Raw genomic sequence first — 24,974 nt, forward strand, 5'->3', positions numbered from 1 at the left:
ATGTCCGATGGTGAAAATGAAGTTCGCCACGCGCAGATTGGTATTGACCGATGCCGGGAATAATTTTTATGCGGAGTCTGTTGATCAGATCGATACGTTGCTACGAGTTGCGGGTGAAGTTAGCAACGAATCGACCCAGATCGCGGGTCGCGTCAGAGTTGCCGCTCCCGTGGATTTCTTCAACTGGTTCCCGGCGCAGGCTATCGCGCAGTTCATTGCCGAGTACCCGCGGGTACACCTTGAATTCGAATTGAATGATGCCCGAGTCGATCTACTGGGCGAGGGCATTGACGTCGCGATGCGCGGAGGTGATCGAGATCCGTCACTGTTCGCACGTAAGCTCGGCACGAGTTACCAAACCCTTGTAGCGAGTCCAGGCTACCTGGCGGCACGCGGCGTTCCGGCACAACCCACTGATCTGAGTGTCCATCACTGCATCACCACGCCATCTTACGGTGGGCCGCGCACCACCTGGCGATTGGGAGGCGTCGACAATCAAGCAGCAACCGTGGAAGTGGATGGACCTTTTCAGGCCAATACCTCTTTTGCTCAGCTCCAAGGGGCGCTGGCCGGATTGGGCATAGCGCTACTGCCCGCCGCAATCACCGCATCAAAGAGCTGGGGCTGATGCAGTTTGAGATGAGCCATGAAAAATCCGTAGGTAGGGTTTGATCGATCTGCGCGCCGTCTGTATGAGCTTTTCCGGCAAAGCTTTGACAGTGCGAAGGGAGCAGGGCAGTGAATCAACGTCCGGAAAAGGTGCCGTTTGAGCTGTGCCGATTCGGACAACCAGGTTGTTGGCTTGGCGTCCGCTTTGGAGCCAGATGGCGTGGCTATCCAGTAAAGCCAGAATCCTTGTTTAACATAATATACATTATGTGCACTTATATAAACACTCACGGGAGGCTCTGCTCATCAGATTCAACCAAACACTCACCCCATATGAACCACTGCTGAACCCTGAAATCAATCTCACAGGTAAACGCTACTCTGCAACACGGAGAATTCAGTGACTCATTATCCCGTCACTCCTGATGGTCGCTATTTTGTCGTCAAGGGTCGTCTGTGGCGCTGCACCAATCCTCATCTGAGCCATGCAGATCGAGATCGCTGGGTGAAAGCTTTGATGGACGCTCGACGCTCAGTCAAACTCGCCAAGGCTGATGCCGATGATGCAGCGTTGGCCATGGCGCGTTCGGCTGTCAATCAAGCCAAAGTGGCGTTGGGTGAACGCGCTGCGCCTTGGTGGGATGACGGAGCGCCTGATGTGAACCAGTGTCTTGTCGTCAATACTCGATACGCCGACTGGTACGCTGAACTCAATCAAGCGTACTGACTATGACTCACGTGCGCTTTTCCCTGGGGGCAAAAAATGATTTCACATGTACTCATAGGCGTGAATGACTTCGATCGATCACTTGCGTTTTATCAAGCGCTGATGCAGTTGCTCGGGCTGGAAATGAAGTTCAAGGACTTGGAACGTCCATGGGTCGGTTGGAAGCATCCGGAATTGGCGCGTCCCTTGTTTGTGGTGGGAAAACCGTTCGATGGCGGACCGGCAACGCCCGGGAATGGGCAGATGACAGCCTTGCTGGCAATGGATCGACAGACTGTACGTAATGCTCATGCGTTGGCTTTGAAACTGAACGGGACATGCGAAGGCGTTCCAGGCCTGCGACCTGAATACCATCCTGATTTTTATGGTGCGTACTTTCGCGACCCTGAAGGCAACAAGCTTTGCGTGTGTTGTCATGATCCTGAGTAGATCGACCATTGCCCTCGCCCCGCTCCTTGCTTCAGGATGCTGACCCTTTTGACCCAGGAGCCATTGAAATCATGAATCGCCAGAAGAAACTGCAGCAATTGTTCAAGGCGAAAGCCAAGAAGGCCAGCGCCAAACTTGCGCCGAAGAAGCCCAAGTACATCAGTAAGGCTGACCGGCTGAAAATGGCTGCCGAGGCCGAATCATCTGCGGTTGATGGCACTGAAGGCTAAGACGAGCCGGCCTCTTCGTGAATCAGATCGATCAGGGCCCGCAGGCCGGCGGGTATGTGCCGATGGCCGGCGTAATACAGGGACAGATCAAACGCGGCAGGCGCCCACTGCGCGAGTACTTCAATCAGGCGTCCATCAACCAGTTCGTTCCTGACATACCATTGAGGCAATTGCGCAAGCCCTACTCCTTGCCTGACCGCTTCCAGCATCAGCACCGGCGTGTCCAATACCAACGGTCCGTGTACATCGGCGGTCATTGGCTGACCCTCGCGGACGAATTCCCAAGGCGATAATGCGCCGTCAGGAAGACGCGCCCGTATACAGGCCTGATCTACCAGGTCTTCGAGAACCACGGGTTCGCAGTGGCTGGCAAAGTAGCAAGGCGAACCTACGACCACCATCTGCACGTTCTGCATGATAGGCACTCGAATCATATCCCGTGGCACCCGGGCACTGGGCCGTAAACCCGCGTCGAATCCCTCGGCGATGATGTCGACCATTTTTCCCTCGGTCGTGATATCGATCGTCATGCCCGGGTATCGCTGTAGAAACTTGAGCAGTACAGGTTGGAAAACCATCAGCGCCGCGCCCAACGAACTGTTGATGCGCAGCGTTCCTGTCAGTACAGGGTTGGCCTGCAGCACGGTCTCCATTGCGTTCTGGATATGGCTGACGGCTGGGCCTATCTGATCGACAAAACGTTGCCCGGCTTCAGTCAGGGATACGCTGCGGGTGGTGCGATGGAATAACCGTGCGCCCAGCCGTGCCTCCAGGCTGGCAACGGCGTTGCTGACCGCTGTGGTGGACATGTTCAGGTCAATGGCTGCCGCGCGAAACCCTCTTCGCCTGGCGACCGCCAGCACGACTTCCAGTTCGATCAGGCCACTTTTATACATTGTCCCGGATTCCTTGATAATTCATCCGCATTTGATCCGATTATCAGCCTGAAGACAAACCGCTAGCCTGATCTCCTCATTTCGAATCCAGACCAGGTTCAATCATGTGGAACATCACAGAGGCTTACATCGATGGCGCTTTCATCCCGGTACAGGGCACAGAGGTCATCCAGGTCGTCAATCCCACGACCGAAACGATCCTGGGCACTGCCACACTGGCAAATCGTGCTGATGCAATTTCAGCCATCCAGGCCGCCCGTAGAGCGCAGCACACATTTGCACGCACAACCAAAGCCGAGCGCATCGAGATGCTCAGGCAGCTTCAGGCTGCGGTGTTGGGCAGCGCCCAGCAGATTCGCGATTCGGCGACTGAAGAGTATGGCGGCGTATTCGCGCGTACCCAGTGGATCAGTCAATATGTGTCCCAATCTTTTGCCAATGCCGCGCAAACCCTGGAGGACTATCCGCTGACTCGTGTCATCGGTGCCGCGCAAGTCAGGATGGAGCCGGTGGGCGTTGCCGCGCTGATTGCTCCTTGGAACAGCGTTGCCGGCACGGTTTGCAGCAAGCTCGCCTCGGCCATCGCTGCAGGGTGTACGAGCGTGATCAAGCCGAGCGAGCTGAGCCCGTTACAGACTCGGGTCCTGAGCGAGGCACTGCACAGCGCCGGGCTGCCCGCAGGCATCTTCAACATCCTGATAGGACGGGGCCACGATGTTGGCGATGAGCTGAGTCGTCATCCTGATGTCGCAAAGATTTCCTTCACCGGTTCGACAGCGACCGGAAAAGTGATTGCCCAAGCCGGCGTCGAGAGCATGAAGCGTGTAAGCCTGGCATTGACCGGTAAATCGGCGTCAATTGTGCTGGACGATACGGATCTGACCACTGCCCTGCCCTTGATCATGAACGCCGCCTTCATGAATAACGGCCAGGCCTGCGTGGCCGGCACGCGCCTGCTGGTGCCACGAAACCGACTGGAGGAAGTGATCAGTGCTGTGCAAGCGTATACCGCGACACTGCGGGTGGGCGACCCACACGATCCGGACACGGCTATCGGCCCACTGGTCAACCTTGCTCAATATGAACGGGTCCAGCGCTACATTCATCGCGGCATCGAACAAGGTGCCAGGCTGGTTACAGGTGGCTTGGGCCGTCCAGCCGGACAGGAGCGTGGATATTTTGTACAGCCGACGATATTCGCCGAGGTCAGTGTCGATATGGACATTGCTCGCGACGAGATTTTCGGGCCCGTGCTATCGATCATGGCCTTTGACACCGATGAGCAGGCGATCGGTATCGCCAACGACACGGTCTATGGGCTCCAGGCTTATGTGTTTTCGCAGAATCGCTCGCGTGCCCAGGCCGTGGCGTCCCGGCTCGAAGCCGGGACGGTGATGATCAACCGTATCGCGCCAGAGCTACTGGCGCCGTTTGGCGGCCTGAAGCAATCGGGCATCGGCAGAGAGTTCGGTGTCTTTGGACTGGAGTCGTTCCTGGAGCCGAAATCGATTGTCGGCGCCTAGAGCCGCTGCGGTTCATCCGAACGCAGCCGACCCGGCTCATTTCAACACCAGCATCCGATACTCCCCCGCCTCGCTTTCGATCCCGTGGGTATCGTGGGTGAAGCCCGGAAAAGACTTATCGAAGCTCTCCAGCGCCTTGAGATACGCCAGCAGCGGACCGTCTGACGGTCCGGCATTTTCCCCCGGCATCAACAATGGAATACCTGGCGGGTAAGGCACGATGCCGGTGGCCGCGATGCGGCCGGCGGCTTGTTCCAGAGTGACCTGCTCGACCTCACCCTTGACCAGCTTCTCGTAGGCCTCCACCGGGCTGAATACCGCGTTGGGTAACGTACCGAAAGCCCGGGACATGGCCGCAGTGGTCCTGGTCTTTTTCATCGCGGTGAAGATCTCTTCGGCCAGATCCTTCAAGCCCATGCCGGCGTAGCGTTGCTGATTGGCCGTCATCAGGTCCGGCAGGCACAGTTCGAGCTCCAGGTTGGTGTCATAGTCGCGCTTGAAGTCCAGCAACGCATTGACCAGCGTCCCCCACTTGCCTTTGGTGATACCGATGGAAAACAGGAAGAGGATGGTGAAGTCCGTGGTTTTCTCGACGACGATGCCTTGATGCCCCAGGTAGGCGCTCAACACACAGGCGGGTATGCCGAAGTCGAGCAAATTGCCGTCGTCGCCCATGCCCGGGCTGAGGATCGACACCTTGATCGGATCGAGCATGCAGTAGCCGTCTTCGATATTACCGAAGCCATGCCAGACCTCGTTCGGATGCAACACCCAGCAATCCGGGTCGGTCTTGAGCCTGACGGGATCGACTTCATGGAATGCGACCGCCGTCCCGTCGACCAGCACCGACGGTGGCTGCCAGCACGAGAAGAACCAGTCGTCATGACTCGACATCTCGTTTCGCATGCGTGAGATGACCTGGCGGAACGCAATGGCCTCCTCGATCGATTCATTGGTCAGGATCTGCCCGCTCGGCGCTTCCATCATTGCCGAACTGACATCGCAGGACGCCATGATCGCGTAATTGGGCGACGTCGAGGCGTGCATCATGAACGACTCGTTGAACCGACCGTGGGGAATCGGATTGCGGCCGTTACGCACGTGGATCATCGAGGCCTGGGACAGCGCCGCCAGCAGCTTGTGGGTCGACTGTGTAGCGAACACGGTTGGCTTGCCCGGATCGTGGTCCTCCGGGCTGCCGTGCATTGCAAAACGGTCCTTATACAACGGGTTGAAACGCGCATAGCCGTACCAGGCCTCGTCGAAATGCAGGCGATCGACGCTCTGCCCCAATAGCTCTTCGACGCGTGCGACGTTGTAGGTCAAGCCGTCATACGTGGAGTTGGTAATGATTGCGTGTACCGGCGTTGGGTCAATGTGATCCTTGACCAGCGGATTGTCGGCAATGGCCGCCCTCACCCCTTCAGCGCTCAAGGTTTGCGGCAGGATCGGACCGATGATGCCGTAGCGGTTGCGCGTCGGCACCAGGTACGTGGGAATCGCGCCGGACAGTGTCATCGCATGCTCGGCCGACTTGTGACAGTTGCGGTCGCACAGGGCGATCTGATCGCGGGTGACACTCGCCATCAGGATCACCCGGTTGGACATCGAGGAGCCGTTGGTGACGTAGTACGTGCGATGGGCGCCGAATACCTTCGCCGCGTAACGTTCACCCTGGCCGATGGGGCCGCTGTGATCGAGCAACGAGCCGAGTTCACCCACCGAGATCGACAGATCCGAGCGCAACAGGTTTTCCCCGAAAAACTCGTAGAACGCCCGGCCGGCGGTGCTTTTAAGAAAGGCCGTACCGCCCGCATGCCCCGGGGTGTGCCAGGAATATTCATAGCTGCGGGCAAACTTCAGCAGCGCGCCGAACATTGGCGGCAGCACTGCCTGGCGGTAACGCTCGATGGCGGCCATGATCCGCCCGCTCAGGAAGCGACTGGTGTCTTCGGGCAGCCAGATGAAGTCGTCGGCGTGCTGCATGACGATCAGCGGCACGCTCGACGCGGTGCTGCGGTCGCTGATCAGGAAGACAGGCACACGGGTGTTGCGCTCACGCAGGGTCGTGAGCAGGTCGATGCATTCGCGATGATCTGCGCTGCTGTCCATTTCCCAGCTGAGCAAAACGCACTGGATCGCCGGATCGCTGCTGAGGATCGACTTTGCATCGCTCAGGCTTTCGGACGTCAGCACGCTGATGGCGCGCTCTTCCACATCACTGATCAGCTGGATCAGCGCCCGGCCGAACACGCTGCGTTTGTCCGGCTGGTTGCAGACCAGCAACGCGAGCATGCCGAGCAGGTGTCTGTTTTCCGTCATGATTGAGGCTCCAGTCTGGCCGATTGCAAATGATTGGCCGGCAGGTCATTCACCGGGATAGGTTCGCCAACGATGTGTTGCGCCGCGACGGTCTGGGTCGGAACGCTATTGTTCACGGCCTCCAGGCGGATCAACCGCGTGTTGACGAAACCGAACAGCGTGTAGCCGACGATGGTTGCAACGCCGCCCAGCATCAGCGCCTGGGCGCCCGAGCTGTACAACGCCAGGTAGCTGTAGGCCGCTGCGATGCCGGCAACGATGTTGGTGATGAGGGCTTTGTTGGCCGGAACACCGGAAACCTTCTGCAAGGTCATCAAAGTAGCCATCGACAGGATGTACGGCACCAGGTTGGTGACTACCGCTAGGTTGACCAGGGTGTCGAACTGTTTGGCCAGGTCGGGGCTGATGGTCAGCAACGCCATGGCCGTCTGCATGGCGAGCAGGATCAGCATGCTGATGATCGGCACGCCGTGCTTGTTGGATTTGGCGAAGATCGGCAGGAAATACCCGGTGTCCGCCGAGCTTTTGAAGACCTGGGCAACAGTGAACTGCCAGCCCAGCAGCGAACCGATGCACGCCAGCACCATCAATCCCATGACGATGTCGCCGACCAGGGGCGTGAACATCTTGGCGAACACCAACCCGAACGGCGCAGTGGAGCTGACGAGTTCAGCGTTGCTCACGATGCCGGCGATCACGTTGGTGGACACGATGTAGATCACTGCCGCGCCCAGCGTCCCGCCAAGCACTGCGATGGGGACGTTCTTCTCGGGATTCTCCACCGCATCGCCGTTGGCGCAGGCCGATTCGAGCCCGAGAAACGCCCAAAGTGTAATCGCCACCGAAGCCCCGGCGGCGTCGTACCAGGTTTTATCGTGGGGATTCCAGCCGGCGGCGTAGACGCTGCCCTCGAACCAGAACCAGCCAATCGTCGATACCAGCACCACCGGCGCGATAACGCCCCAGACCGTGACCGCGCCAATCTTGCCGGTGATGCTCGCCCCGCCGAAGTTGGCGAACGTGGTAATCCAGAGCAATGCGATAGTCGCGAGGCCGACTTGCAGGGAGTCGAGTTTTATCCCAAAAAGCGTCTGGATATAGCCGACCGCGGTAATACTGATCGCCACATTGGCAATCAACAGCGACAGTCCGTAGGTGTAGTTGGTGATGTAGTTGCCGGATTTGCCAAAGGTGTACTCGGCATACCCGCCCATGCCGCCGGTCTTGCGACTGAGCATGCCGCATCGGGCAAAGGCATAGGCCAGGGCCAGCGAACCGGTGGCGGTGATCAGCCACGAAAGGATTGAAATACCGCCCACTTCGGCGAGTTTGGTGGGCAACAGCACGATACCTGAGCCCAGCATGTTGACGGCCGTCAACATCGTGAGCTGCCCAACACTCATTTTCTTAGCCACCTGGCCTCCCTCTCCCGCAATCTCCGTGTAGAGGCTTAGGCTTAGCAGAAAATTCGTGGAGGGCAACCCTATAGCGCTCTATCGAGCCGCTAAAACGCAGATCAGGCAGTACGCACTGCGTAACCGCCTGATACCCTGCTACCGCTTGATCAAACCTGAGCCTGGCCCCCGTCGACGAACAATTCCGCACCGTTGACGAAGCTTGAATCATCGCTTGCCAGGAACACGGCAGCGTTGGCGATCTCCACCGGCTCCCCTACCCGGCCCATGGGCACCAGCGATGCCAGATAGTCCAGCAGGCCTTGCTGTTGCGCGGCATCCGGACCAGCCAGATCGACCAGGCCTGGGGTGCGGGTTGCGCCCGGGCTGATGGTGTTCACCCTCACTGCCCGATCCTTAAGATCCAGGATCCAGTTACGGGCAAACGCTCTCACGGCAGCCTTGGACGCGGCGTACACACTGAATGCCGCCGTCCCCGAACTCCCTGCCGTGGAGCCGGTGAGGATGATCGATGCGTTGCGTGCCAACAGCGGCAAGGCCTTTTGTACGGTGAACAGGACGCCCTTGACGTTGCGATCAAATGTCTCGTCATAGTGCGATTCGGTGATTTCACCCAGGGGCAGCATCGAGCCGCCACCGGCGTTGGCGAAGAGCACATCCAGATGCCCGCGTTCCTCGCCGATGCGTTTGTAGAGCGCATCGAGCTGGTCCAACTGCGTGGAGTCCACGGCGACGCCCGTCGCGTTGCCGACCAGGGCTACCGCTTTGTCCAGTTCCGCCTGACGGCGACCGGTGATGTAGACATGGGCCCCCTCCTCCGCGAAGCGCTTGGCCGTAGCAAGGCCGATACCGGTAGTGCCGCCGGTGACCAGGGCGATCTTGCCTTCAAGTTTCTTGCTCATGATGTTTCTCCGTCGAGTAGGTGATTGCTGTTGAGAGAAGCGTATCGACGACGGAAATATTTCAAAATAGAATTGTTTGAAACTCATCATTGCAGGATTGAAATGCCAAGGCTTCCTGATTTCGAAGGGCTGGCGATGTTCGCCAAGGTGGCTGAAGAAGGTTCCTACGCAGCCGCTGCTCGGGCCATGGGCGTATCGGTACCGACCGTGTCCCGGGGCGTGGCGCGTCTGGAGGAACGTTTGGGTAGCCGCTTGTTCAATAGGACGTCGCGGCAACTGGCGCTGACAGAGTTCGGGCAGCGCATGGTCGAACAAGCCAGCGCGCTGTATCGACAGGCGGAAGAGATGGAAAGCGCCGCCTATGAAATGTCGGTGCAACCCCGTGGACTGGTGCGCCTGGCCGTGCCGATGTCATTCGGTCTGCGCTGGGTTGCGCCGTTGTTGCCTGAGTTGCTTGCCCGATATCCGGGCCTGGAACTTGACCTGCATCTGTCAGATTCGACAGTAGACCTGGTGGCCGATGGATTCGACGCGGCACTGCGTATCGCCGCCCTGCCCGACTCGTCGCTGGTTGCACGACACATCTGCGCCGTGACGCAGTACCTCGTGGCGTCGCCCTTGTACCTGGCGGAACATGGCCGGCCGACACATCCTCGCGAACTGACTGAGCATGCCTGCATGAGTTACGCCTACCGGGCACGGAGCCAGGTGTGGCGTTTCACCGATGACCACGGCGCCGAGGAAGACGTGACGCCGAAGGGCCCGCTTCGGGTGACCAATTCTGATGCGCTCATCGCCCCGCTGCTGGCAGGCATGGCGATTGCCGAGTTGCCGGAATTCATCGCCTCCGAGTATCTGGCGGACGGGCGTCTGGAGCAGCTTCTGCCTGAATGGAGCATGACTCGGGGCGGCCTGTATTTCGTGACGCCCTCGGCCCGCACCCGCCCACGCAAAGTCCAGGCGCTTGCCGATTTTTTCGTGGAGCGACTGTCGAGCCCGAGTTGGCGCTGGCGAGCGCCGGGACGCGCGGCCCTTCAAGCGACTGATGCGTCCCGGCGGCCATAGACGAACGCCGTGCACGGACCCGCCAGTCATGCACGGCCAACCCAGCGCGCTTCTACTTTCGAGCCTCCAGAATCAAATTGAACGGTGTCTCAGCCGCGCGGCGCAATTGGCTGAACCCTGCTGCGTCGAACACCTCACGCAATCTCCCCTCCCCAGCCTGCGCCCCCAATCCCAGCCCCACTTCCTGGGACAGAGAGTTCGGCGTGCAGATGAATGTGGAGGCGGCGTAAAACAGCCGTCCGACAGGGTTTATGTTCTCGTCGAGCGTGTCTTTGGCATAGGGCTCGACCAGCAGCACCGTACCATCGTCTTTCAACGATCGGTAGGCATGCTGCGCGGCGCCGACCGGGTCGCCCATGTCGTGCAGGCAATCGAAATAGCAGATCAGGTCGTAATCGTCACCGGGAAAGTCCTTGGCGGTGCTCTGGGCAAACGTCACCTGCTTGGCGACTCCGGCCTCCTGGGCCCGCTGCGTGGCGGTGGAGATGGATGGCGCATGATAGTCGAAGCCGACAAAGCGCGACGCCGGAAAGGCCTGCGCCATCACGATGGTCGAAGCGCCGTGCCCACAACCGATGTCCGCCACGCGGGCCCCGGCGGTGAGTTTTTCCACCACACCTTCCAGTGCCGGCAGCCACTGCGACACCAGGTAAGTCTTGTAGCCGGGCCGGAAGAATCGCTCGGTGCCGCTGAACATGCATGGATGGTGCTCACCCCACGGCAGTCCGCCGTCTCCGCGCATGGCCGCCACTAACTTGTCCTTATCGTGGAACATCGACGCCACCACCATCACACCACCCGCCGCGTACACCGGCGAATCCTCAATCGCCAGAGCCATTGCCTGTTCTTCGGGTAACACGAACCGGCCGTCGCGGTGCTCCATGTAGCCGGACGCTACATGAGCGCTGAGCCACTCCCGGATCAGCCGCGCATTGCAGCCGGTCCGGTCGGCGAGTTCCTGGGGCGTTATCGGCTGGCTATCGGCCATGGCCTTGTACAACCCGAGTTCATCGCCAAGGATGACGTTGGCGAGCATCGCCGAGGCGCCCATGTCGGACACCAGCTTGCCCATGAACTCGTTAAGCTTTGCCTCGTCCATTACGTACCCTCCTGTGAGAAGGCCACCGTCGACACGGGCATGCAGGACCTGAAAGCTGTTGCGGTGGTCGGATGGATTGGCCTGCGGCCTGAATCCCCGCAGGGACAATCAGTCTATTCCTCGACAAGCGCTTGGGTTTACTGACGCGACGCCCGGCATCGCGGCGCCGCGTCACCTTTGCGCGGTGCTGCGATCAGAAGGTCATCGTATAACGCAGGATCAAGCGGTTTTCGTTGGCACTGTCAGCGTAGGTCGAGCGGTTGGTGGAGTTGCGCCATTGAACACCCAGCCCTTTTATCGGCCCGCTCTGAACGACGTAGGCGATATCCGTGACACGCTCCCATTCCTTACCTTCCTGTCCCTCGGCCCGCAGCGCTGCCGCTTGCCGGGTGCTCAGCAACGTGGGATCGACATCGTCACCTTTTACATACCTCAGGGTCAGAGTCAGCCCAGGGAGGCCGGCACTGGCGAAGTCGTAGTCGTAGCGGGCAAACCATATGCGTTCGTTCGGCGCCGTAAAGGTACTCACCAACGACTCGGCAAACAGATAGGTGTCGGTGCCGTTCACGAAGGCGAAGGGCGTCTCTCCCCAAGCTTTCTGGTAGCCGCCGCCAATGGTGTGGCCTTTCAGGCTGTAGGCGAAGTAGCTGCTCAAGGTGCGGTTATCCACTTTGCCGAGGCTTTCATCCCCGGTTTCCCTGGCATCGAACACGCGCACATCGGAAATGATCGCGCCGGTGGACAATGGCTGATTGAGCTTCAATCCATAGAAATTCGAGCGATAGAGATCCTCCAGTTCGGCAACGTGATAGCTCAACGTCAGGGTCGGGAGGACCTTGTAGTCGAATGCCAGGTAATCGAAATGATCGGCCTCGGCAGCGCGGTAACCAAACGCAGTGAGGGATTCAAAATCCGTGGAGTTGCGTTGCCTCACGGCGTTCACCCGAATTGCAGAAACCGTCAGCGAATCCACGTCGTTGGACACCAGGGACCCACCACGGAACACCTGAGGCAACAGTCGGCTGTTGTTGCTCCATAACAGCGGCATCAGCGGGCTGAGGCCGCCAATCCGCAAGTCGCTCTTGCCCAGTCGCGCCTTGGCCGTCAGGGTGTATTTCGCGTATTCATCCTCGACGTTTCGCTGCCTGTCGTACGCCAGCAAGCCCGATCCGGTCCGATCGCTGCTGGAATCGAGCTTCAGCCCCAATAGCCCCTGGGCGTCCAGGCCGAAACCGATCGTGCCCTCGGTGAAACCAGACTGAAGATTGAGAATGAAGCCCTGCGCCCATTCGTCTCGCTTGTTCTGCGCAGCGCCCTCATTACGATAGTCGCGGTTGTAGTAGAAGTTTCTAAGCTCCAGGCTTCCTTTAGCATCGTTGATGAAATCAGCGAACACCAAAGGGGCTGATGTAAGTGCTGATATTCCAACCAGGACCACCACAGGAGATTTCGACATACAGGCACCTTTTGTTTTTGTTGTGTGCGTGAAAGCCTGCCGCCTGAATGGGCGGCATTGATTTTTTTTGATATCGGTGACCTACCTGGTCGTACTCAGCAGCCGGAAGCCAGGCGCATGATCGCCTCCTGGCTGCCCGCACGTTCGCGCAGCAGGAATTTCTGGATCTTGCCGGTGGCGGTTTTCGGCAATTCGATGAAAATCACCCGTCGCGGGCATTTGAAACGGGCCAATCGGCCCTGGCAGAAGCCAATGATTTCCTGCTCCGTTGGCGCAGGCACCCCGGCCTTGAGTTCGACGAAAGCACAGGGTACCTCGCCCCACTTGTCGTCCGGTTGAGCGACCACGGCGGCGTGCAGCACCGCAGGGTGGGCGTGGATCGCTTCCTCGATCTCGACCGAAGAGATGTTTTCACCACCGGAAATGATGACGTCCTTACAGCGATCGGTAATCTGGATGTAGCCGTTGTCGTGAACCACCGCCACGTCGCCGGTATGGAACCAGCCGCCGGCGAAGGCCTTCTGGGTCGCAGATTCGTTCTTCAGATAGCCCATCATCACGGTGTTGCCGCGCATCATCAGCTCGCCCGTGGTTTGACCATCATGCGGCACCGGTACCAAGGTCTCCGGATCAGCCACCATCAGGTCTTCGAACACTGCGCCACGGACGCCCTGGCGCACCCGCAATGCGCACTGTTCAGTCTCGGACAGGTCATTCCAGCCGTCCTGCCAGGTACAACTGACCGGCGTCCCGGAGACTTCGGTGATGCCGTACACATGATCCACATCGAAGCCCAGCGCCAGAACCGCTTTAAGCACGGTGGCCGGTGGTGGCGAACCGGCGGTCAACACCCGGACCGGCGTCGCCAATGGTGCACGCCCGGCGGTGTTCGCGATCATCGCCATGACAATCGGCGCGGCACAGAAATGGTCTACGCCGTGATTGTCGATCGCCTCGAATACCGTCTCTGCGGTGACCTTGCGCAGGCAAATGTGCGTCCCGGCGGCCGCGGTAATCGCCCAGGTAAAACACCAACCGTTGGCGTGAAACATTGGCAGCGTCCACAAGTAGCGTGGCGCCCGTGACAGCGGCCAGTTGGTCATTTGCAACAGGCTCATCAGATAAGTGCCGCGATGACTCGCGACCACGCCCTTGGGATCGCCTGTGGTGCCGGAGGTGTAATTCAAGGCGATCGGCTGCCATTCGCTGACGGGCCAGACACCGGCGAAATCCGGATCGCCCTCGGCCAGCAGGCTTTCGTAGTCGGTTTCCCCGATGGCGGGCGCCAGAGGTGCCAGGTGATCGTTGATGTCAATCACAACAGGGCGCTGTTCAACGAGTTCAAGGGCTGCGGCGGCCAGCGCTGCATACTCGCGATCCACCAGCAGCAGTTTGCACTCGCCATGACGGAGGATGAAGGCAACGCCCTCGGCGTCCAGGCGGTAATTGATGGTGTTCAGCACCGCGCCCGCCAGGGGAATCCCGTAGTGCGCTTCGAGCATCGCGGGCGTGTTGGGCGAGAGGATCGAAACCGTAGCGCCCTCCCCCACGCCCCTTCTGGCCAGGGCCGAAGCCAGGCGGTAACAGCGTTCCCGAGTCTCGACCCAGGTTCGCCGCAACTCACCATGCACCACGGCGTGCCGTTGCGGATGCACCAGCGCCGCGCGGTCGAGGAACCCAAGGGGCGTCAGCGCAAGATGATTTGCCGCGCTGCGATCCAGCCCGCTGTCGTAGGTACCCGAGTTCATAGGACTGTCTCCTTATTATTATGGTGAAAAGTGGTGAACGCGCTGACCGGCTCTCGGTCAGTGACCAACGAGTTTTCAATGCTCGTTTCGTCGGCGTAGCCCAGGCTCATCCCGCACACCAGCATCTGGTCGGCTGGAATCTCCAGCACCTGCGCGATCACATCGTGATACTTCAGGAACGCGGCCTGCGGGCAGGTGTGCAACCCTCTGCCACGGGCAGCGATCATCACGCTCTGCAAAAACATCCCGTAGTCCAGCAGGCTGCCTTGCTGCAGCACCCGGTCGATGGTGAAAATCAGGCCGACCGGCGCATCGAAGAACTTGTAGTTGCGGCCATGCTGCTGATGCATGCGCCGCTTGTCCGCCCGGGTGATGCCCAGCAGGCTGTAGAGTTCCCAGCCAACCTTACGGCGTCGGTCGATGTAGGGCGTGACCCACTCACGGGGGTAGTACTCATAGGAGTCCTGCAGGTGTTCGTTCAGTGCCGGATCGCTGTCGATCGCGTCAATGGCCTTTGACAGGCGAGCCTTCACCTCTCCGGTGACCACATGGACCCGCCACGGCTGCATGTTCACGCCGGTGGCGCAAAAACGTGCGACATTCAGGATCGCTTCAATGTCGGAGCGCGGCACCGGTGTCGGCAGGAAAGCCCGGATACTGCGGCGGGTGGTGATCGACCAATCCACCGTCTGGCTCAATAGCCGTGGCGAGAGCGGCGGTGGTAACAAGCGGTTTATCGTCATGTCTTTCAGGCTCGTTTTCTTGAGAAGCGAAGAAGCTTGGGTTCAACTGGACGGCACCGGGGCCTTTCTCGCCTGGGTTGAGTCCGCGCGTGACTGGTTGATCAGGGTGACAGCACCCGCGCCAATGAGGCCGGCCACGCTGATCGCCATGAAGTTGTGCTCCAGCGGCAGGTTCAGTGACACCAGCCAGCCGATGAGCACCGGCGCCACAATGGCGCCGATCCGCCCGACACCCGAGGCAAAGCCGACGCCCGCCGAGCGGATGGTCGAAGGATAGAAATCACCTGCGTAGGCGTAGGCCAGCAACTGGGTGCCCAAGGTCGACGCCCCCACCACGAACACGACCCCGAACAACAGCGTCGTCGAACGCGTGAAGCCGAGCAGCGTGAGGGCGACCGCGCCGACGATGTAGAAACACACCAGCACGTACTTGATGTTGAACCGGTCGCCCAGCCAGCCTCCGCCGAGTGCCCCGACAATCGCCCCGACATTGAACACGATCACAAAGTTGAGGGCCGAACCCAGGCTGAACCCTGCCATTGCCATCAGCTTGGTCAGCCAGGAGTTGAGGGCATAGACCATGAACAGGCCGGTCATGAAGGCTGCCCAGATCATCACCGTGCTCGGGCCGCGCCCGTCCTTGAACAGGTTTCGCACCGGCGTATCCTGCTTGCCCAGCACAGCCGGGTTGCCGACCATTTCGCTCTGGTGGGTCAAGGTCAGCGTCGGTTCCAGGCGATGGGCGATGGCGCGCAATTCATCCTGGCGGCCGTTTTTCAACAGATAGCCGATCGAGTCAGGCATGGTTCTGAGAATGAAAGGAATCAGCAACACCGGCAGCGCCGCGATGTAGAACACCCATTGCCAGCCATGGCTTTCGATCAGTTGTTTGGAGGTCACCGCCACCAGGATCCCGCCGACGGAGTAACCGGCGAACACCAGGGTTACCAGGCGAGTGCGTTGCTTCAAGGGCGCGTACTCGCCCATCTGCGCCGTGCAGACTGGCAGCACCCCGCCTATGCCCAGGCCGGCGATGAAACGCATGACGCTGAAACTGACCGGGTCATGGGTGAAACCCGCCGCTGCGGTGAAGAGACTAAACAGCGCTACACAGAAGGCGATCATTCTTGGCCGGCCTATGCGGTCGGCCAGCGTCCCGAGGAAAATCGCCCCGAGCATCGTACCGAAGAGCGCCGAGCCGGCCATGATGCCGGCGCTGGTCGGGTCAATCTGCATGTCTTTCATGATGGCCGGCAGCGCTGCGCCGACAATCGCCAGGTCATAGCCGTCGATGACCAGGATCAACACACACCAGAAGAGAATCAGCCCATGGAAGCGATTCAATTTTGACTCGCCCGCCAGGGCGTAAACGTTCACCGGTTGCATAGCGTGTCCCCTTCATTTTGTTTTTGTTGTGAAGTGCACTTGGGTCGTTGCTGATCAGTGCAGCGAGTGAGGCTGCTGGTGGCGATCATAGGATTGGCAATGCGCACGGCCCATGCCCGGGGGCATCGTTTTGAATGACCGTTCTGGGCAGTCTCAGGGGTGCAAGAGATAGGGCAGGCCCGGCTAGCGCCGGGTATTGGAAGTTGGAGCTACTGATCGAGTGTCCGGCGATAGGCACCGGGGCTGACACCGGTCCACTTCTTGAAAGCCCGGTGGAAGGCGCTGGTTTCCTGGAAGCCGGTCTGCGCCGCGACATCCGTCACGGTCAGGTCTGCCCGACACAGCAGGTTGATTGCGATGTCGCGGCGCAGATTGTCCTTGAGACGTTGATAACTGATACCTTCGGCCTGTAATCGGCGTTGCAACGTCGAGTAGGAGATTCGCAAGGTTTTGGACATCGCTTCAAGTTCGGGCCACTCCTCCGGGCTTTGCCCCCGCAGCCGCTGGCGGATCCGGGCGCTGATGCTGTCGTCATTGCGGTACTGGACCAGTAGGCTGGCCGGGGATTCCTTGAGGAACGCCGCCATGTTGGTTGGCGTCTGGGCGACCTTCAACTCAAGAAAGCTACGCTCGAACACAACCTGGGACACCGGAGCGCCAAACCGCAGGTTGTCACAAAAACGCATGCGGTAGTCACTGTCGTCTGCTGGCCGTTGCGGGCGCAGGTCCAGTTGCTGGATGGGAATACGCCGATTACCCAGCCAGCACAGCAGCCCATGCACCAGGATCAGCCAAGTGCCATAGCAGAAAAGCCGGCGTTCCACGCCGTGATCCCGAATGACAATCACCGCCGAATCTGCGTCGCAGTTCAGCTCGCCGTATACGTCATCCAGAATCGCCCGAAGCAACGCCAGCATCCGTCGCAGGGCTTGGCCCAACGTCTCGCAATTCAGCGAAACCTGACACATCAGCTTGAAACTTCCACGCCGCATGGGATGGCTGTCGATCGCGAAAAACTCATCGTCCAGCGCATCAGACAGGGCCACCCACAGCCGCGAAAACGCCGCCGCCGATACACGAGCGTTGGGTGCCTGCAAAAGCTGCGGATCGATCTGGGCCTGTTGCAGAATCGTTGACACGTCCAGTCCACGGGAGCGTGCCCCCTGCAGTGCCTCATGGACCAGTCCGATTGAGGTGGTTCCCTTGTCTGGGGGGAGGGACATGAGTTCTCCGTAATGCCGGGTTCGCATCTTCACGGTATTGCGCAAGCTGCTCTTTGAGCGTCGCACGTTTTTTTAGTCCCACCAATAGTCAACGAAAAACCGATGCCTTTGGGTGCCCTTACGCACCAAACGTGGTGAGGCCTTTAAGCATTGCCGGCGAGCGTCGCCGGTGAAACACTCCAATCAAAAACCTGCGAGACCAGAGACTTCTATGAATACGAAGGCACTCTACTGGGAAGATTTCAGCCCCGGCAAAGAATGGACCGCCGAACGTCCACAACCGGTGAGCCGCCAGGAAATAATCGAATTCGCCCTGATGTTCGATCCGCTGGATATCCACAGCGACCCCGAACTGGCTGCGCGCGCTCCGTTGGGCGTGCATTGCGCCAGCGGCGTGCATACGTTCGCGATGGCGCAGAGGATGTTGTGCGACGCCTTTTTCCTGAAGACGAACCTGGTGGCCGGCGGAAAATTCGAAGCCTTGAAGCTGCTTCGAACGGTTCTCAGTGGCGACCGCCTACATTTGTCATCGCAGGTGCTGAATGCCTATGCGCATACCCGCAAGCCGGATCGTGGCTGGGTCGTTTTCAAAGTAGAAGTCTTCAATCAGGATAAGAACGTCGTGCTGACGTACGACACTGATGTGCTGATCATGCGTCGTCCGGCGTGAACCAAGCGATCATCCCGCCCTTAGCACCTCGTCTAAAAACTCAATAAACACATTGATCCGGCTCGAACCACGATGATTCGGTAAATACAACGCATTGATGCATCCACTGGCGCTACCGGGATTGACCTCGTACTGTTCCAGCAACCGAACCAGTCGCCCCTGAGCGACGTCATCACGCACCAGCCAGTCGGCGAGCAGCGTCACCCCGCCGCCGGCGATGGCGGCTTCGCGCAAGATGTCGGCGTTGTTACTGTGCAGCCGCCCTTGTACGTTCAGCTGGACGGTTTCGTCATCGGCCTGGAACGTCCAATGCAGGTGCGAGCCGCCGTAATCGAAGCGCAGGCATTGATGTTCCAGCAGGTCGTGGGGATGGCGCGGTGTGGGGTGGTGCTTCAGATAGTCCGGACTTGCCAGTACCCAGCGCTGAAAAGCCCCTACCCGCTTACTGACGATGTCCTCACTCACCACCGTGGAGCCCAATCGCACCGACACGTCGATCTGCTCGCTGAGCAGATCGCTGACCTGGTCACTCAGTGACAGGCTGATCTCCAGGCCAGGATGGCGTTCAAGCAGACGGTTCAGGTGCGGGGCGATGATGCGGCGGCCAAACTCCACCGGTACGCTGACCCTGAGTCGGCCCTGCACTTCACTGCCGCGGTCGGCGACGAATGCATCCGCTTCATCCACGGCGTCGAGGATTGCCACGGCTTTGTCGAAATAGGTTTGCCCGGCGGTGGTCACGCTGATGTGACGGGTCGTGCGATTGAGCAGGCTGGCGCCCAGTTCCTGCTCCAATCCCGCCACCTGACGGGTCACCGAAGAGGTCGACAGGCCGAGCTTGCGCGCGGCCGAGGAATAACCGCCACAGCGTACGGTTTCGACGAACATCTTCAGTGCCAGCAACTTGTCCATAAGGGGTTTCCGATCGAAAACAAACGGTGATGATTGTGCATCACCGTTCGCTTGTCGTCTTGTCCCATGCAACGTCATCGAGTTATTGGCCATCGACCGGCGCTGCTTTGAACTGACGCGAAAGAAATATCACCAGCGCCAGCGCCGGGACCGCCGCCACCAGCATCGCCGACAGGCTCCAGCCGAAGTGTTCGTAGAGCGCACTGGCCACCAGCGAACCCAATGCGCCGCCAACGAAGATGCTGGTCATGTACACCGCGTTGAGTCTGGCCCGGCTGTGCGGGTCCAGGGCATAGACCTCGCGCTGGCCGAGCACCATGTTCAACTGCACGGCAAAGTCCAGCAGCACCGCACACACCACCAGCCAGACATAACCGCTGCCCGGCAAGGCGGCGATCAACAATGAAACCGGGGCCAGCAGCAACGCCACCAGGGTGCCGATACGAGCGTGGCCGGCATCGGCCAGGCGGCCGGCAATCGGCGCGGCCACGGCGCCTACCGCACCGACCAAGGCAAAGATCGCCACTTGGGTCTGGCTGAAACCATGGTTGCGCATCAGCTCAATCGGCGCGATGGTCCAGAACAGGCTGAAGCTGGCGAACAACAGACCCTGGTACAGCGAGCGCTCGCGCAGAACTCCGTAGCGTTTGGCCAGGGCAAACACCGAACCGATCAATGCGCCATAACTGGCTTGGTGCGCCGGTACGCGACGCGGCAGCGCCACAGCCGTGATCAATGCAATGACTGCCATCAGAGCCGCCGCGCTGAAGAACACGCCGCGCCAGCCGAACGCTTCCACCAGCAGGCTCGACACCGGTCGCGACAACAGGATGCCCAGCAGCAGGCCGCTCATGATGTTGCCGACCACACGCCCGCGTGACTTTTCTGGGGCCAGGTGCGCGGCCAACGGCACGAGGATCTGCACGGCCACCGAAGTCAGGCCGATCAGCAGCGAAAACACCAGGAACATCGACGGCGAATGGCTCAACCCGGCGCACAACAGGCTGGCGCTGGCCGCCAGGGTCAAGCCCACCACCAGCCGACGGTTCTCCAGCAGATCCGCCAGCGGCACCAGCAATAGCAGGCCCAAGGCATAGCCAAATTGCGTGAGCGAGACGATCAGACTGGCGTTGGCGCTGGACAGGCCGATCTGCGGCGCGATCAGTTCGACGATGGGTTGGGCGTAGTAAAGGTTGGCGACCACCGCGCCGCAGCAAAATGCCAGGAACGCGACCATCAGGCCGGAGAGTGAAGCAGTCGATTGGGAATGGGCCGTGGCCGCAGGATTGCCCGTGAGCATGATGACACCTCGTCAATGGGGGAAAGTTGTCTGCAAGGCTACGGATGTGGCCGAGGTTGGAGAATCCACGGTTCGAGCAACTGACTGATGCGCCGCACGCAACGAAGCCAGGCGTTGCTTTTGGCGCAACGAGCCATTGCGCCGAATGCCGATACTCGACCGCTGCAGGCTTCTTTACTCTGGCCCCCATGGTCATTCAAGGAGCTTACCGTGATCTCCCAACCACCGTTTTTTGCATTCCGCAGAACGCCCTGCCGCATCAGTGGCAAATCCACATGAACAGCCAATGGATGAAATCCAGACAGGTCTGGTCCGCACTGGCTGCCCTCGCCCTGCTCGCCTTCATCGCTGCGGTGCTGCTGATGTGGCGTCCGGCACTGGCGCCGGTCGAACGTCCCCTGACCTTCGACAAGGCGCAGTTGCAACGTGGCGCGCGGGTGGCAGAAGCCGGCGACTGCGCGGTGTGCCACACCCGCCCCGGCGGCCGATACCTGGCAGGCGGCCTGCCACTGGTGACGCCTTTCGGCACGCTCTACAGCACCAACATCACCCCCGATCCACAGACAGGTATCGGTCAATGGTCCCTGAAAGCCTTTGAACGGGCGATGCGTGAAGGTATCTCCCGCGACGGCCATTTTCTCTACCCGGCTTTTCCGTACGTGCATTACCGGCGCATGAGCGATGGCGACCTGGCCGATGCCTACGCCTGGTTGATGAGCGGCCCTGCGGTACACGCTCCCGCGATGGAAAACCGCATGAACTTCCCAATGAACATCCGGCCCCTGGTGTCGTTCTGGAACCTGCTGTTCCTGCATGGCGAGCCGTTGAGGCCTGTTGCTCGGCAGTCCGACGCCTGGAATCGCGGTCGTTATCTGGTCGAGGGCCCCGGCCACTGCGCGGGTTGTCATTCGCCGCTGAACCTGATCGGTGCCGAGAAATCCGGCCAAAGCCTGGCAGGCGGCAGCGTAGACGGCTGGGATGCCCCATCGCTGCTCGGCCTGGCACGCCAGGCCGATGGCTGGAACCGCGAGCAACTGGTGCGCTACCTACGCGGCGATGTGGTGAGTGGTCATGGTACTGCCGCCGGCCCGATGCGCCCGGTCAGTCTCAGTCTGGCCCGCTTGCCGGCCAGCGATGTCGAGGCGATTGCCGACTACCTGCTGAGCCTGCAAACCAAGCCTGCGGTGAGCGAAGTCTCATCGACACCGGTGAAAACCGATCTCGCCGAACAGGCCTCGGGCGCCCTTGTATTTGCTGGTGCGTGCGCCGGATGCCACGGACCGGCCGCAGCGATGCGCGAGATCGATGAGCGTCCGCCGCTGGAGCGCACTTCTGCGTTACGCGCCGCCAGCTCGCGCAATTTTCTCAAGACTGTCCTCGAAGGGCTGCCGGCCACCCCAGGAGTGCCCGGCCCGGTCATGCCACCCTTCGCCGCCAGCCTCGATGAGTCCCAACTCAAGGCCGTCGCCGCTTATCTGCGTCACCAGGCCAGACCCGGCCAGCCCTGGACGGACCTTTCTTCCACTGTCGACGCGATACGCAAGGAGACGAAATGACCCACGTCACGCTCAACGTCAACGGCGCGGACCATGCTCTGGACCTCGAACCCGACATGCCGTTGCTCTACGCACTGCGTAACCACATCGGCCTCAATGGCGCCAAGTATGGCTGTGGCCTGGGCCAGTGCGGCGCCTGCACGGTCATTGTCGATGACCGTCCGGTCTTTGCCTGCCTGACGCCCTGCGCTGGGCTTGAAGGCAGGAAAGTCCGTACCGTCGAAAGCTTGGGCACCGCCGAACAGCCCGGTGACTTGCAACGGGCGTTCATCGACAAGCAGGCCGCGCAATGCGGCTATTGCATCGCTGGCATGCTGATGCGGGCCCAGTCGCTGCTCGAGCGTAATCCGACGCCGGACGAATCAACCATTCGCGAACACATGGCGGGGAACCTGTGCCGGTGCGGCACCCATCTGCGCATCATCGAAGCCATCAGCCTGGTCTCTCGGCGGAACGGGAGCGCAGCATGAAGCGCCATGAAGTTGACCAAGGACGTCGGGCGTTTCTACGCGGGGGCGCCTTGCTGGTGGCCTTCAGTCTTTTGCCAGCTACTCGCAAGGCATGGGCGGACACCGAAGTCGACACGCTGGGCACCGTGGTGCTGGCCCCCGATCTTCCTGGCAGCCTGCGCACCAATCCATACCTGGACGCGTGGATACGGGTCGATGCCGAGGGCATCACCGTCTACACCGGTAAGGTCGAACTGGGCACGGGCGTGAAAACGGCGCTGCTGCAAATTGCCGCCGAGCGCCTGGATGTGGCGCCTTCGGCCATCCACATGCTCACCGCTGACACGGCGCTGTCTCCCAATGAAGGCTACACCGCCGGCAGCCACACCATTTTCGACAGCGGCACTGCGTTGTTCAACGCGGCGGCGCAGGTTCGTCAGTTGCTCCTGGAATCGGCCGCACGTAGCTGGAATACCTCCACGGCTTTGCTGACCACTCGTGACGGGCTGATCGAAGGGGCCGACGGCCGCCGCATGCGCTACGCCGATGCGGTAAAAAACGTCGACCTGCACCGTTATGCCAAGTCCGAGTCGCCCGTGCTGCCACCGGCGCAGTTCAAACTGATCGGGCAACCGCTGCCGCGCCTGGATATTCCGGCCAAGGTCAGCGGCGGTGCCGCCTTTGTCCAAGACATCCGCCTGCCCGGCATGCTCCACGCCCGCGTCATCCGCCCGCCTCGCCCGGGCTGTCATCTTGAAGCGTTCGACCAGGCGTCGATCAGAGCGATGGCCGGTGTCGTGCAGGTCATTCGTGACGGTAGCTATCTGGCCGTGGTGGCCCAGGATGAATGGCAGGCGATCAAAGCCATGCGCAGCGGCTATGAGTCGGCGCACTGGAGCGGTGGGCAAACGATCCCTGATTCAAAAAGCATCCATGCCCTGTTGAAAAAACTGCCTGCACGACGCTACCCCATCAGTGCCCAGGGCACGCCGAGCCTCACCACCGGCAAACAGTATAAGGCTCAGGTCACCAAGCAGTACCTGATGCACGGCTCCATCGGCCCGTCCTGCGCGGTGGCCTGGTTCCAGGACGGCACGCTGACGGTCTGGACCCACACCCAAGGCGTCTTCCCGCTACGGGCCGGTATCGCCGAAATGGTTAACCTGCCACCCGAGCGCGTGCGCTGCATCCACACCGAAGGCTCCGGCTGCTACGGGCACAACGGCGCGGACGATGCGGCGGCGGACGCGGCGCTGATCGCCATGCGCATGCCTGGCACGCCGGTGCGAGTGCAGTGGATGCGCGAGCAGGAACACCTCTGGGAGCCCTACAGCTCGGCGATGGCGGCGCAAGTCGAGGCCAACCTGGACGAACACGGACGCTTGCAGGATTGGGCCTATGAGCTCTGGACCACACCGCACAACGAACGGATCGTCAACGCCGGCAGGTTGCTGCCCGCTCGCCTGTTGGCGCGCCCCTTCGTGAGCGCGCCGTCGGTACCGATTGCCCAACCCGAAGGCGACGGCGATCGCAACGCCGTGCCGCTCTATGCGCTGGCCTCCACTCGCATCGACATGAACTTCGTCACCGAGATGCCGTTTCGCACCTCGGCGATGCGCTCGTTGGGCGCGCATATCAATGTGTTCGCCATCGAAACCTGCATCGACGAACTGGCGGCGCGGGCCGGGACCGATCCGGTTGCCCTGCGCCTGGCGCATCTGCACGATCCACGGGCCCGTGCCGTGATCGAGAGAGTTCGCGACGCCATCGGCTGGCCGCAGAAAAGCCACGAGCCAGGTTCAGGCATCGGCTTCGCTTTCGCCCGCTATAAAAACATCATGGGTTACTGCGCCCTCGCCGTTCGCCTGCAAGTGCACCCGCAGAGCGGCGAAGTGCGGATCGAACAGGTGGTCACAGCGGTTGACGTCGGCCAGATCGTCAACCCCGACGGCCTGCGTAACCAGGTCGAAGGCGGCATCCTGCAATCCACCAGTTGGACACTGTACGAACAGGTCGCTTACGACGCTGGCGGCATTCGCAGTTATGACTGGAGCGGCTACCCGATCCTGCGTTTTACCCAAGTACCCAGGCAGGTCGATGTGCACCTGCTCGACCAACCGGGACAGCCGTTCCTCGGTGCCGCTGAAATCGTCCAAGGCCCCATGGCGGCCGCGATTGGCAACGCGGTAGCGAATGCCACTGGAAAACGCTGGTTGAACCTTCCGCTGACCCGCACCGAACAACCGTCCTGATGCCAGGAAAACACCCGCTGCGTTGCGTTTGACGCAATGCAGCGATGAGTTTTGCTCGGATT

Annotated in this window: 22 protein-coding genes; 10 read left to right on the plus strand and 12 right to left on the minus strand. The window is 60.5% G+C overall.

Translation table 11 applies throughout. The features are described from left to right. The first annotated feature begins 16 nt into the window (after nucleotides 1–16). From ACLEJQ_RS02460 to ACLEJQ_RS02475, 4 genes are all read left to right on the plus strand, one after another. Nucleotides 17–628, plus strand: coding sequence for a substrate binding domain-containing protein (locus ACLEJQ_RS02460; protein ID WP_440791839.1), 612 nt, complete (start codon nucleotides 17–19; stop codon nucleotides 626–628). A gap of 381 nt (nucleotides 629–1,009) precedes the next feature. Then, entirely contained in the window at nucleotides 1,010–1,336 is a 327-nt protein-coding gene (locus ACLEJQ_RS02465) for a hypothetical protein (protein ID WP_440791841.1), read from the plus strand. Nucleotides 1,337–1,372: 36 nt separating this feature from the next. After that, nucleotides 1,373–1,765: a VOC family protein gene (locus ACLEJQ_RS02470; RefSeq protein ID WP_440791843.1), complete on the plus strand. Its 393-nt coding sequence runs from the start codon at nucleotides 1,373–1,375 to the stop codon at nucleotides 1,763–1,765. A gap of 71 nt (nucleotides 1,766–1,836) precedes the next feature. Next, on the plus strand, nucleotides 1,837–1,995 hold the full coding sequence (locus tag ACLEJQ_RS02475; RefSeq protein WP_440791844.1) for a DUF2986 domain-containing protein: 159 nt from the start codon (nucleotides 1,837–1,839) through the stop codon (nucleotides 1,993–1,995). Here the strand turns inward: ACLEJQ_RS02475 and ACLEJQ_RS02480 are convergent. Further along, nucleotides 1,992–2,891 (minus strand): LysR family transcriptional regulator, encoded by a 900-nt coding sequence (locus tag ACLEJQ_RS02480; RefSeq protein WP_440791846.1) that lies wholly within the window; start codon nucleotides 2,889–2,891, stop codon nucleotides 1,992–1,994. The genes ACLEJQ_RS02475 and ACLEJQ_RS02480 overlap by 4 nt on opposite strands. A 104-nt stretch (nucleotides 2,892–2,995) precedes the next feature. Here ACLEJQ_RS02480 and ACLEJQ_RS02485 point away from each other — a divergent pair, with 104 nt between their 5' ends. Continuing rightward, nucleotides 2,996–4,414 (plus strand): aldehyde dehydrogenase family protein, encoded by a 1,419-nt coding sequence (locus ACLEJQ_RS02485; protein ID WP_440791848.1) that lies wholly within the window; start codon nucleotides 2,996–2,998, stop codon nucleotides 4,412–4,414. A 36-nt stretch (nucleotides 4,415–4,450) separates the two neighbouring features. Here the strand turns inward: ACLEJQ_RS02485 and ACLEJQ_RS02490 are convergent, their stop codons facing one another. The 3 genes from ACLEJQ_RS02490 to ACLEJQ_RS02500 all read right to left on the minus strand — a co-directional run bounded on the left by ACLEJQ_RS02490 (nucleotide 4,451) and on the right by ACLEJQ_RS02500 (nucleotide 9,053). After that, complete coding sequence (locus ACLEJQ_RS02490) at nucleotides 4,451–6,736, minus strand: Orn/Lys/Arg decarboxylase N-terminal domain-containing protein (RefSeq protein ID WP_440791850.1); 2,286 nt, start codon at nucleotides 6,734–6,736, stop codon at nucleotides 4,451–4,453. Next, on the minus strand, nucleotides 6,733–8,139 hold the full coding sequence (gene potE, locus ACLEJQ_RS02495; RefSeq protein WP_440791852.1) for a putrescine-ornithine antiporter: 1,407 nt from the start codon (nucleotides 8,137–8,139) through the stop codon (nucleotides 6,733–6,735). The genes ACLEJQ_RS02490 and potE overlap by 4 nt, the downstream gene beginning before the upstream one ends. A 161-nt stretch (nucleotides 8,140–8,300) precedes the next feature. After that, complete coding sequence (locus ACLEJQ_RS02500) at nucleotides 8,301–9,053, minus strand: SDR family NAD(P)-dependent oxidoreductase (protein ID WP_440791854.1); 753 nt, start codon at nucleotides 9,051–9,053, stop codon at nucleotides 8,301–8,303. A 102-nt stretch (nucleotides 9,054–9,155) separates the two neighbouring features. Here ACLEJQ_RS02500 and ACLEJQ_RS02505 point away from each other — a divergent pair, with 102 nt between their 5' ends. Further along, complete coding sequence (locus tag ACLEJQ_RS02505; RefSeq protein WP_440791856.1) at nucleotides 9,156–10,118, plus strand: LysR family transcriptional regulator; 963 nt, start codon at nucleotides 9,156–9,158, stop codon at nucleotides 10,116–10,118. Between the two features lie 52 nt (nucleotides 10,119–10,170). Here the strand turns inward: ACLEJQ_RS02505 and ACLEJQ_RS02510 are convergent, their stop codons facing one another. The 6 genes from ACLEJQ_RS02510 to ACLEJQ_RS02535 form a co-directional block, all read right to left on the minus strand. Continuing rightward, complete coding sequence (locus ACLEJQ_RS02510; RefSeq protein WP_440791858.1) at nucleotides 10,171–11,217, minus strand: class I SAM-dependent methyltransferase; 1,047 nt, start codon at nucleotides 11,215–11,217, stop codon at nucleotides 10,171–10,173. 193 nt (nucleotides 11,218–11,410) lie between these two features. Further along, complete coding sequence (locus ACLEJQ_RS02515) at nucleotides 11,411–12,673, minus strand: OprD family porin (RefSeq protein WP_440791860.1); 1,263 nt, start codon at nucleotides 12,671–12,673, stop codon at nucleotides 11,411–11,413. Between the two features lie 95 nt (nucleotides 12,674–12,768). After that, a complete protein-coding gene (locus tag ACLEJQ_RS02520; RefSeq protein ID WP_440791862.1) occupies nucleotides 12,769–14,421 on the minus strand; it encodes an AMP-binding protein in 1,653 nt (550 codons plus the stop codon). After that, nucleotides 14,418–15,164: a nitroreductase gene (locus ACLEJQ_RS02525; RefSeq protein ID WP_440791864.1), complete on the minus strand. Its 747-nt coding sequence runs from the start codon at nucleotides 15,162–15,164 to the stop codon at nucleotides 14,418–14,420. The genes ACLEJQ_RS02520 and ACLEJQ_RS02525 overlap by 4 nt, the downstream gene beginning before the upstream one ends. A gap of 42 nt (nucleotides 15,165–15,206) precedes the next feature. Beyond that, nucleotides 15,207–16,550 carry an MFS transporter gene (locus ACLEJQ_RS02530; protein ID WP_440791866.1) on the minus strand — a complete coding sequence of 448 codons (1,344 nt, stop codon included), beginning with the start codon at nucleotides 16,548–16,550 and terminating at the stop codon, nucleotides 15,207–15,209. Between the two features lie 209 nt (nucleotides 16,551–16,759). After that, the gene (locus ACLEJQ_RS02535; protein WP_440791868.1) at nucleotides 16,760–17,689 is read right to left on the minus strand and encodes an AraC family transcriptional regulator; all 930 of its coding nucleotides are present in this window, start codon (nucleotides 17,687–17,689) and stop codon (nucleotides 16,760–16,762) included. Between the two features lie 295 nt (nucleotides 17,690–17,984). Here ACLEJQ_RS02535 and ACLEJQ_RS02540 point away from each other — a divergent pair, with 295 nt between their 5' ends. Further along, nucleotides 17,985–18,443, plus strand: coding sequence for a MaoC/PaaZ C-terminal domain-containing protein (locus ACLEJQ_RS02540; RefSeq protein ID WP_440791870.1), 459 nt, complete (start codon nucleotides 17,985–17,987; stop codon nucleotides 18,441–18,443). Nucleotides 18,444–18,452: 9 nt separating this feature from the next. Here the strand turns inward: ACLEJQ_RS02540 and ACLEJQ_RS02545 are convergent, their stop codons facing one another. Then, entirely contained in the window at nucleotides 18,453–19,355 is a 903-nt protein-coding gene (locus ACLEJQ_RS02545) for a LysR family transcriptional regulator (protein WP_440791872.1), read from the minus strand. Nucleotides 19,356–19,437: 82 nt separating this feature from the next. Next, the gene (locus tag ACLEJQ_RS02550) at nucleotides 19,438–20,655 is read right to left on the minus strand and encodes an MFS transporter (protein WP_440791873.1); all 1,218 of its coding nucleotides are present in this window, start codon (nucleotides 20,653–20,655) and stop codon (nucleotides 19,438–19,440) included. 275 nt (nucleotides 20,656–20,930) lie between these two features. On the opposite strand from ACLEJQ_RS02550, the gene ACLEJQ_RS02555 reads away from it, so the two are divergent. From ACLEJQ_RS02555 to ACLEJQ_RS02565, 3 genes are read left to right on the plus strand one after another with little or no spacing between them, the layout of a single operon-like run. After that, on the plus strand, nucleotides 20,931–22,211 hold the full coding sequence (locus ACLEJQ_RS02555; protein WP_440791875.1) for a c-type cytochrome: 1,281 nt from the start codon (nucleotides 20,931–20,933) through the stop codon (nucleotides 22,209–22,211). Further along, complete coding sequence (locus tag ACLEJQ_RS02560; RefSeq protein WP_440791877.1) at nucleotides 22,208–22,681, plus strand: (2Fe-2S)-binding protein; 474 nt, start codon at nucleotides 22,208–22,210, stop codon at nucleotides 22,679–22,681. Before ACLEJQ_RS02555 ends, ACLEJQ_RS02560 begins: the two co-directional genes overlap by 4 nt. Beyond that, nucleotides 22,678–24,912 carry a molybdopterin cofactor-binding domain-containing protein gene (locus tag ACLEJQ_RS02565; protein ID WP_440791879.1) on the plus strand — a complete coding sequence of 745 codons (2,235 nt, stop codon included), beginning with the start codon at nucleotides 22,678–22,680 and terminating at the stop codon, nucleotides 24,910–24,912. The genes ACLEJQ_RS02560 and ACLEJQ_RS02565 overlap by 4 nt, the downstream gene beginning before the upstream one ends. The last annotated feature ends 62 nt before the right edge of the window (nucleotides 24,913–24,974 follow it).

Origin of the sequence: Pseudomonas sp. SMV71 (assembly GCF_052042015.1) — a bacterium.
Classification (GTDB): domain Bacteria; phylum Pseudomonadota; class Gammaproteobacteria; order Pseudomonadales; family Pseudomonadaceae; genus Aquipseudomonas.